This window comes from Sphingobium sp. (assembly GCF_036170395.1).
Taxonomy (GTDB): domain Bacteria; phylum Pseudomonadota; class Alphaproteobacteria; order Sphingomonadales; family Sphingomonadaceae; genus Sphingobium.
On the sequence record NZ_JAVHPD010000083.1, the window covers coordinates 1 to 7,511 of the forward strand.

Genomic DNA, 7,511 nt, shown 5'->3' on the forward strand with positions numbered 1-7,511 from the left:
CCGAGCAGGCGCACAAGCGCCCCATCCGAGGCCCGCAACCCGCGGCCTCGGGACTATCTTGGGCAACATGAGAAACGAACCTCTGCCGACGGGATCAGCCCGCTGCCATGGCCGGCCCTGGCATCAATGGGCCGCGTCGAGCCAGTTTTCGATCTTCAAGGCGCGGATGCGGGAAAACTCGCCGACATTGGCGGTCACGAGGACCGCTTCGAGCGCATAGGCATGGGCAGCGATGAACAGATCATTGGGGCCGATCGGCTTGCCGGCTGCTTCGAGTTCGGCGCGAATACCGCCATATTCGGTGTCCGCCGGAACATCTAGCGCAAGGATCTGCACGCTCTCCAGAATCGCCTCGATTTGGGCCAACAGCCGCGCCGAACCCTTCTTGGCACAACCATAGCGTAGCTCGGCGGCAGTAACGATGCTGACGCAGATGGTGTCTGGGCCGACGGCCGCGATGCGCTTCGCCACGGCACCATGAGGATTTCGTGCAAGCTCGGACACGATGTTGGTGTCGAGCATATAGAGGATGCTCACAGGTCGATCGCCCGAGCGGGCAGCAGCGTATCGTCGATATCGGGAAACTGATCCTCGGGGCCGAGCGGCTCGAGCCCCGCCAGAACCTCCAGCAGGTTCTTCTTGCGGATCGGTTCGAGGATGAGCCGGTCGCCCTCACGATGTATGAGGACGCGGTCACCCGGCAGCTCGAAGTCGGCTGGAATACGCACCGCCTGACTCTTGTTGTTGCGAAAGAGCTTGGCTTCTCGGGAGGCTATCGGTTCGGATCTTGCCATAGTGGCCTCCTTGCATATACAAAGACATATACATGGCCGGCGCGCTTTGTTCAAGAGATCGCACAGACGGCGGAAATTCGAGGGATCAGACCTCAAGATAGCAATGATGGGCGAGGAAGAAAGCCTCCGCCACCGACTCACCCTCATGAAGGTCACGGTGTTCGCGCGAGCCAGCCCAGATCGGCCGCGGCAGGTGATCGCCCATGGCAAAGCGCCAGCGGGTGAGACCGTTCTCGGCCTCGAGCACGAAGCCGGATGCGCTCGCCTCGAAGTGTGCGACACGTGCGCGTTCGCTCGAAAAGTCGGGCAGATCGCGTATCTGATGGTGGCCGGCATATCGATGCTCCCAGGGCGGGAAGTCAGCGAGCTGGTCGGGATGGACCCCGACGATGCGATGGTCGATGTGCGCCGCGAGCGAAAAATAGTCGGAAGCCGGCGTCAGGGCCTCATGGGTCAGCCAGATCCAGCTGTCGGAGCTTTTAAGCGGAAGGACGAGCCATGAACCGCCGTTGAGCTGCCACCCCGAGAGACCGACCCCGCCCTGTCCATAGCTGCCGAGATGATGGGAATAGCCATTGAGGGTGCGATCGATTGGCCAGCCGTCCGGTACGGGGCCGATGACGCTGTTCCCCCTGACCGTGCTGAACGATCCCTGCGCAAGCATGCCCGATGGCCCGGCGCGGCGGTGATGGCAGACGGCGCCACCGGGGAGGTCGAGAACTTGGCGCGTGACATTGATTTCGAGGCTCAACGTACCGCAGCGCGGCCGGGCGGTTCGCGGACAATCAAGGCGCAGGCAGACATCATGGGTTGTGAGCGACGCCTCGTGATGCGGCGCGAGCGTGACGCCGCCGTCCCATGGGATCTGCCGGCGTTCATACCAGCTTTGCGAGAGGAGCCAGCTGCGGGCGGGCGCCTCGGATTCGGCCTCGGCCCGCTCGAGAATCCAGTCGGGAACGCTGGCCCGGAAAATGACGCTGTAGGTCGACATGGATTGCTCCTGCGGTGAAGGCGCAACCCGAAGCGCGTCCAGGCCGCGAGAGAGGGATGGCGGGTTGCGGAAGCCCGTCAGGCATAAAGCGGCCGCACTTCGGGGAAGACCGCGGGTGCCGTCCATTCGTAGACGATCGCGGTGTGGCGCCCGCCGTCATAGGCGACGGAACTGACCGGACGGCGGTGACGCTGGAGGCGGCTGAGAAGGCGGTTCGCGCGCTCGGCCAGATGGAGCGCGCGCGTTTCCGTCGGCGCCAGAGCGAGCAATCGGACGAGCTCGCCCGTGTCGAAGAACCATCCGCCCTCTTCGGGCCCGCCATAAGCGCGGTCGATTTCGTAGAGCGCGATGATGTAGCGCATGGCCGGTCTCCTCAGGCGCGCACGGAAGGGAGCGCCAGCCACTCGGGCTGGTCGTTGGCGATAGGCAGGTCGATGTCTGCGGCCTCGGCCTCGGAGAAGACAGTCGCGGTCTCGAGCGCGCCGAAACCGTCGTCGCCGTTCCAGAAGAGCAGACCTTCATCGGCGTCGCGCATGGCGATCACCAGGCACTGCTCCGCATTCTCCGTGCGACGGGTGAGCGCCTGTTCGAGGCCGCGCGCCGATCCGCCATATTCGATGTCATCGGCGCGGATCACGACATAGCCGCCGCCAAATTCTCCGGGCCGCATGCGATCACAGTCGAGCGCATATTCGAACCCGTACGGGAGAGCCGATGTCGCAACCGCCTGGATCAGCGCGGCGGCGGCCTCGATGTCGATCTGATCGCCATGGATCCAGACTCTGACAGTATCCGTATCGCCGGGCGGATCGATCTCGAGCGTGAAGCCGAGGGTCGGATAATCGGGATCGGAAAAGAGGCCGAGGAAGCCATCGAACGGCTCGGCCTCGGACGGCGGGAAACATGCCGCAAAGACCGGGCCCAACGCGGCGAAGCGGGCGGCGCGGTCCGCCGGTTCGAGCGCGGCGTCGCCGACGGTATCAAGCGCGTCGGCGACTTTGCGAAGCACGTCGGCCTCGGCCGATGTGACGGCGAGCACGAAACTCGCCTTGGTGAAGTGGTTGGCCATATGGGAAGTCTCGCGGGAAGCTGGGGCGCGCCGGGCGCCGCGGTGAACGGCCTCGGGATCTGCCCGAGCCACCCACCGTCTCCCCCCTTCCCTTTCACGGCATTTGGGTGTGGATGGGGGCCCGCCCCGACCGCCGCTAGTCGGTGTCGAAGCGCCGCCAGCGTCCGACAAGCTCGGCCATGTCGGCGCCGCGCCCGAAGGTATCGGGATAGATCGCCCCTTCGTGCTGGCCGAGAAATCCGATGATCGTCGTGATGTGCGTCGCGATCGTCGCATCGACGCCGAAGAGATCGGCGATCGGAAAGTGGCCGCAATCCTCGCCGTTCCACCAGGCGAGAAGAAAATTGGCGGCGCGGCGCGCCTGACCCGTATCGGAGCGCGCGAGGTCTATCAGCCTATTGAGGGCCTTGTGCGCAGCTTCCTGGCTGAAGGGCGCTGGCACCATGCTCATCCTGGCAGGGAGCTGTCGGCGCAAAACGCCGCGCGCGGTTTGGTTGGTGCGCCTGTCGATCGCGGTCTTTCTTCATTAATTGCGATCATGTGAGCTATTCCGGTCGGACGGTTTGACTGACCTGGCGGCGATCATAGGCACGCAGCCATTTCTCGCGAACGAGATCGTAGAGGGTGGATGGCAACTGACCGTAATCGACCCGCTGCTCTGTGTCTCCCGGAACAGGTCTTAGATCGGGACCGGGCCACGCGAAACGATTTGCCTCATCGAGAATGATCCAAGAGCGCTCACCATCAAGACCAAGGCGTGTCTTGGTTTTGACGGGAATCTCTACTGCGAGATCGGGATTCGCGGGCATTGCGTGAGTGATGGGGAGAACCGTGACGATCTCCTGACCTTCCAGATTTGCTATGGTGAGCAAGACGGCGCAGGGTCTGTCTTTACTGCCTTCCTCTGCGCCGCGCGCGGCTTCATGGCTCCACAGGAAGGAATACCGCAAGACCAGTCCGGGAACCGGCGTTGGAAGACTTCTCAAGGTCAGCGCAGTTCATCGTTGAACGCTTCCGCTTCCCTGGAAGGACGGGAGGCGGCAACGGCCGCCCGATCTTCCTCGGTGAAATCGGAAAGCATCAGCACTTGCCGATCGCGCCGCTTCAAGCGTTGAAACTCCTCGTGCGAAAGGAGCACCAAGCTCGGTTCACCGTGGTTGGTGATTGTAAGTGGCTCGCGCAGGGCTTGTCGACCAAATCGACCGAAAGCCTTTGAAACTTCCACTGAAGTGGCGGTCTGACTCATAAATCCTCCTATCCGTAAAGTACGGAGTTTACGGATCTACGTCAAGGGTGGCCGGCACCTAACATGTGTCTCGCGACATTTCGCAAGCTGCCGAACCGGCAGGATTGCCGCGCAGGATCCAGGGCATCGGCTGGATGAGACGGGCCCAGTCGGCAAAGGAGGGTATACGGCCGAGATCTTCAACGACATGTTGCTCCCCGATGAGGCGCACCGGGATGTCGCGGTCATCGCTGTTCCGGATCGTCACGCCGAATACCGTCTCGAGCAGAAATATACCCTCGGCATGATGGCGCAAAGCGCGGTGGCGCGGGTCGGCGACGATCTTCTTGGATTCGTCGAACCACTGGTGAAGCGCCAGATAATCCTCGGGCTTGCCGCCCCAGCGCCGCACGGAGCTCAGCGCATGATAATAGCAGTGCGACATTGCCTCAGAGCTCCGTCTCGGTCGTCTCATAGTCAATGAAACGAAGATTGTGGGTTAGGCCGACCGTGCCGCTCGCGACATCGATGGAGATAGTCCCATGCGCGCCTTCGCCATTCTCCCATCCGCAATGGCGCGCGCACACGGCATTCTCGGCGAAGGCGCTCAAGGCGTCTTCGAGCGCGATGGTCCGGCTTGAGACCTCGCCATTATATTCGAGGGCATGATGGTCGCACTGAATACCCGGAAGATCGGCGTCTCCATGGGCGGCATAGGCATTCACGTCGCAGACGGCGCCTTCGTCACCGCCGCCATCATAATGAACCTCGACCCTGACGATGCCGTGATCGCGCAGCAGCGGCAGGAAAGCGTCCTTGCAACGGGTCTCGACGGCCTGAACGGCCGACAAGGCCGTCTGGAGCTCGGCGCTGATCGCATCGGCGACAACGACGTCCTGGGGGGGTTGTGCTGGATGGTCCATGGTCAAATCTCCTGGAGCAGCCGCCGCGCGGCCTCGGCGCTGCGCGGGTAGGCGATGGTCAGATTGCGGTGGAGGATCTCGAAATCGGGGACGGCGAAGGCGCCGTCCGCATTGGGCCGGGTGGCGAGCAGCGCGCCCGTCACGATGTCGTCGATTGAGGTCCGATCGACCTTGGGCGGTCCGCCGTCATCATAGCGGACGGGCGGCGCGAAGCCGGATTCGATCCAGCTGCCGAGGCCCTCCTGCACGGCCTCGGCGAAGGCCGCGACGGTTGGCTCGCGCCGCGCGGCGCCAGCGTCGACCGTGAGTCCGAGGGTATAATAGACGCCGAAATCATGCCGGTTGGTAAGCGTCACCAGCGCGCAGCCTTGGGGCGGGCTGCCGTGGAGGGCGACGAGGGCTGCGCGGTAGGTAGCGACCTCGAGGCGGTTCAGCCGCTCGAAGTCGGGCGTGTGGCCGAGTTGGGCACAATCTTCGTTTGCTGGCGCTCCGCCCAGATCGATGGTGTCGGACATTCTGGTCTCCCGTCGCGAATGGACAGGATCCTCAGCCCCTCTCCGCTCTACGGCCGCAGGCCGGCATGGATTGAAGCTGACAGAAATGGGCCGCGACGTTAGACAGGATCGTCGTCCCGGATAATCTGTTCAGAGGCTCCGCTTTTGGAAACCATCACGCTCGTCCTGACATTGCTGTTCGCCGTCGTGCTGAGTGGAATCCTGGCCCGCCTCCTGCCGTTTTCAGTTCCGCGACCGCTCGTCCAGATCGCTCTGGGCGCCGCGATCGGCCTGGTCGCCGACTGGCGGGTGACGCTCGATCCGGACATCTTCTTTCTCCTGTTCCTGCCGCCGCTGCTGTTCCTCGACGGGTGGCGTATCCCGCCCGACGATATGTTCAAGGATGGGGCGACGATCCTCGAACTGGCGCTCGGCCTTGTCGTTTTCACGGTCATCGGCATGGGCTTCTTCATCCATTGGATGATCCCGGCGATGCCGCTGGCGGTGGCTTTTGCGCTTGCGGCGGTCATCTCGCCAACCGATCCGATCGCGGTCTCGGCAATCGCCCAGCGCACGCCGATCGCCAAGCGGCTGATGCATATCCTCGAAGGGGAATCGCTGCTCAACGATGCGTCGGGTCTGGTGTGCCTGCGCTTCGCCATCGCGGCCGCGCTGACGGGGTCGTTCTCGGTGGGCGCCGCGACGTTGAGTTTCCTGTGGGTGGCGATCGGCGGGATTATCGTCGGCGCAGGCCTCACCTGGACCGTCGGACGCGTGAAGGAGATGGTCACCAGGGTTGTCGGCGAGGAGAGCGGTTCGCAGATCCTGATCAGCCTGCTCATTCCGTTCGGCGCCTATCTGGTGGCGGAGCATCTTCATTGCTCGGGCATTCTGGCCGCCGTGGCGGCGGGCCTGACGATGGGGTTCGTCGAGGCGCGCGGCAATGCGATGGCCGTCACGCGCATCCGCCGGAGCGCGGTCTGGGATCTCATCCAGTTCACTGCGAACGGGATCATCTTCGTGATGCTGGGCGAGCAATTGCCGACGATACTGGCCGGCGCTGCGGCTTCGGTTCAAGTGACGGGGCATCGTGAGCCGTGGTGGCTCGCCATCTATATCGTCGCCATCAACCTTGGGCTCGCGGCACTGCGGTTCGCCTGGGTGTGGGTGTCGCTGCGTTGGACATTGTTCCGCCGCAAGGAAGATCGCACGCGCCCGAACTGGCGGCTGGTCGGGGCCATGTCTTTTGCGGGGGTGCGCGGCGCGATCACGCTCGCGGGCGTGCTCACGCTGCCGCTCGCCATGACCGATGGCTCTGCGTTTCCCGCGCGCGACCTCGCTATCCTGCTGGCGATGGGCGTCATCGTCCTGTCGCTGGTCGCAGCCTCGATCGGATTGCCCCTGATGATGCGCGGCCTCGAGATGCCGCCGGAGCCGTCCCGCGATGCCGAGATCGAGGGCGCGCGCAGCGCGGCGGCCGAAGCCGCGATCGCCGCGATCGAACGGGTGCAGCATCAGCTCGCCGAGGGCAGGAAGGACGCGGACCTCTATGTGCATGCGGCATCGCGCCTGATGGACCTGTACCGCGAGCGCATAGACCGGGAGGCGACGTTGCCGGAGGACATGGCCCAGCACCGGCGTGACGAACGGATCGAGCGCGAATTGCGGCTCGCGGCGTTGAAGGCGGAACGCACGGAAATCTTCCGACGGGTGAGACGACGCGAGCTCGGGAGCGAGGCCGCGCGCAGGCTGGTGCGGGATCTCGATCTTGCGGAAGCGCGCCTCGCGGGCTGATTTTCGAGCGGCGGAAAAGAAAAAGGCCCCCGCTCGGACGAGCGAGGGCCTTGATCGGTCGCCGTCGGAGCGTCAGCTCGCGAAGGCGTGTTCGGACGAAGACTGGCCGAGGCCGGTCCCGGCACCGGCCTCGCTGCCCTGGCCGCGATCGGCCGTCTCGTCGGCGCCGGGCAGCGGCGGCAGACCGTCATCGGCCTTGGGCGCCATCTCCGAGGCGAGGT

12 protein-coding genes are annotated in these 7,511 nt (G+C 64.3%); 1 reads left to right on the plus strand and 11 read right to left on the minus strand.

What is annotated here, in order from left to right; all coding sequences use genetic code 11:
• Window positions 1–123 precede the first annotated feature (123 nt).
• From V2B31_RS19945 to V2B31_RS19995, 11 genes are all read right to left on the minus strand, one after another.
• A complete protein-coding gene (locus V2B31_RS19945) occupies window positions 124–537 on the minus strand; it encodes a type II toxin-antitoxin system VapC family toxin (protein ID WP_328281964.1) in 414 nt (137 codons plus the stop codon).
• Window positions 534–794 carry an antitoxin gene (locus V2B31_RS19950; RefSeq protein ID WP_328281966.1) on the minus strand — a complete coding sequence of 87 codons (261 nt, stop codon included), beginning with the start codon at window positions 792–794 and terminating at the stop codon, window positions 534–536. The genes V2B31_RS19945 and V2B31_RS19950 overlap by 4 nt, the downstream gene beginning before the upstream one ends.
• Before the next feature lie 85 nt (window positions 795–879).
• Window positions 880–1,785, minus strand: coding sequence for a hypothetical protein (locus V2B31_RS19955; protein WP_328281968.1), 906 nt, complete (start codon window positions 1,783–1,785; stop codon window positions 880–882).
• Window positions 1,786–1,862: 77 nt separating this feature from the next.
• A complete protein-coding gene (locus V2B31_RS19960; protein WP_328281970.1) occupies window positions 1,863–2,147 on the minus strand; it encodes a hypothetical protein in 285 nt (94 codons plus the stop codon).
• A gap of 11 nt (window positions 2,148–2,158) precedes the next feature.
• Window positions 2,159–2,854, minus strand: a complete 696-nt coding sequence (locus V2B31_RS19965) for a hypothetical protein (RefSeq protein ID WP_328281972.1) — start codon at window positions 2,852–2,854, stop codon at window positions 2,159–2,161.
• A 136-nt stretch (window positions 2,855–2,990) separates the two neighbouring features.
• A complete protein-coding gene (locus tag V2B31_RS19970; protein WP_328281974.1) occupies window positions 2,991–3,299 on the minus strand; it encodes a DUF7673 family protein in 309 nt (102 codons plus the stop codon).
• A 100-nt stretch (window positions 3,300–3,399) separates the two neighbouring features.
• Window positions 3,400–3,804 carry a hypothetical protein gene (locus V2B31_RS19975; protein ID WP_328281976.1) on the minus strand — a complete coding sequence of 135 codons (405 nt, stop codon included), beginning with the start codon at window positions 3,802–3,804 and terminating at the stop codon, window positions 3,400–3,402.
• Between the two features lie 38 nt (window positions 3,805–3,842).
• Window positions 3,843–4,100: a type II toxin-antitoxin system prevent-host-death family antitoxin gene (locus V2B31_RS19980; RefSeq protein WP_328281978.1), complete on the minus strand. Its 258-nt coding sequence runs from the start codon at window positions 4,098–4,100 to the stop codon at window positions 3,843–3,845.
• A gap of 58 nt (window positions 4,101–4,158) precedes the next feature.
• Window positions 4,159–4,524 (minus strand): DUF6915 family protein, encoded by a 366-nt coding sequence (locus tag V2B31_RS19985; protein ID WP_328281980.1) that lies wholly within the window; start codon window positions 4,522–4,524, stop codon window positions 4,159–4,161.
• A 4-nt stretch (window positions 4,525–4,528) separates the two neighbouring features.
• Window positions 4,529–5,002, minus strand: coding sequence for a DUF6878 family protein (locus tag V2B31_RS19990; RefSeq protein ID WP_328281982.1), 474 nt, complete (start codon window positions 5,000–5,002; stop codon window positions 4,529–4,531).
• Between the two features lie 2 nt (window positions 5,003–5,004).
• A complete protein-coding gene (locus V2B31_RS19995; protein WP_328281984.1) occupies window positions 5,005–5,517 on the minus strand; it encodes a hypothetical protein in 513 nt (170 codons plus the stop codon).
• Window positions 5,518–5,661: 144 nt separating this feature from the next.
• Here V2B31_RS19995 and V2B31_RS20000 point away from each other — a divergent pair, with 144 nt between their 5' ends.
• Entirely contained in the window at window positions 5,662–7,290 is a 1,629-nt protein-coding gene (locus V2B31_RS20000; protein WP_328281986.1) for a Na+/H+ antiporter, read from the plus strand.
• Window positions 7,291–7,511: the final 221 nt, after the last annotated feature.

Coding starts and splice junctions, on each gene's coding strand:
- V2B31_RS19970 (WP_328281974.1), bottom strand. CDS start 3,299: ATGGTGCCAGCGCCCTTCAGCCAGGAAGCTGCGCACAAGGCCCTCAAT.
- V2B31_RS19965 (WP_328281972.1), bottom strand. CDS start 2,854: ATGGCCAACCACTTCACCAAGGCGAGTTTCGTGCTCGCCGTCACATCG.
- V2B31_RS19960 (WP_328281970.1), bottom strand. CDS start 2,147: ATGCGCTACATCATCGCGCTCTACGAAATCGACCGCGCTTATGGCGGG.
- V2B31_RS19955 (WP_328281968.1), bottom strand. CDS start 1,785: ATGTCGACCTACAGCGTCATTTTCCGGGCCAGCGTTCCCGACTGGATT.
- V2B31_RS19985 (WP_328281980.1), bottom strand. CDS start 4,524: ATGTCGCACTGCTATTATCATGCGCTGAGCTCCGTGCGGCGCTGGGGC.
- V2B31_RS19995 (WP_328281984.1), bottom strand. CDS start 5,517: ATGTCCGACACCATCGATCTGGGCGGAGCGCCAGCAAACGAAGATTGT.
- V2B31_RS19950 (WP_328281966.1), bottom strand. CDS start 794: ATGGCAAGATCCGAACCGATAGCCTCCCGAGAAGCCAAGCTCTTTCGC.
- V2B31_RS19990 (WP_328281982.1), bottom strand. CDS start 5,002: ATGGACCATCCAGCACAACCCCCCCAGGACGTCGTTGTCGCCGATGCG.
- V2B31_RS19980 (WP_328281978.1), bottom strand. CDS start 4,100: ATGAGTCAGACCGCCACTTCAGTGGAAGTTTCAAAGGCTTTCGGTCGA.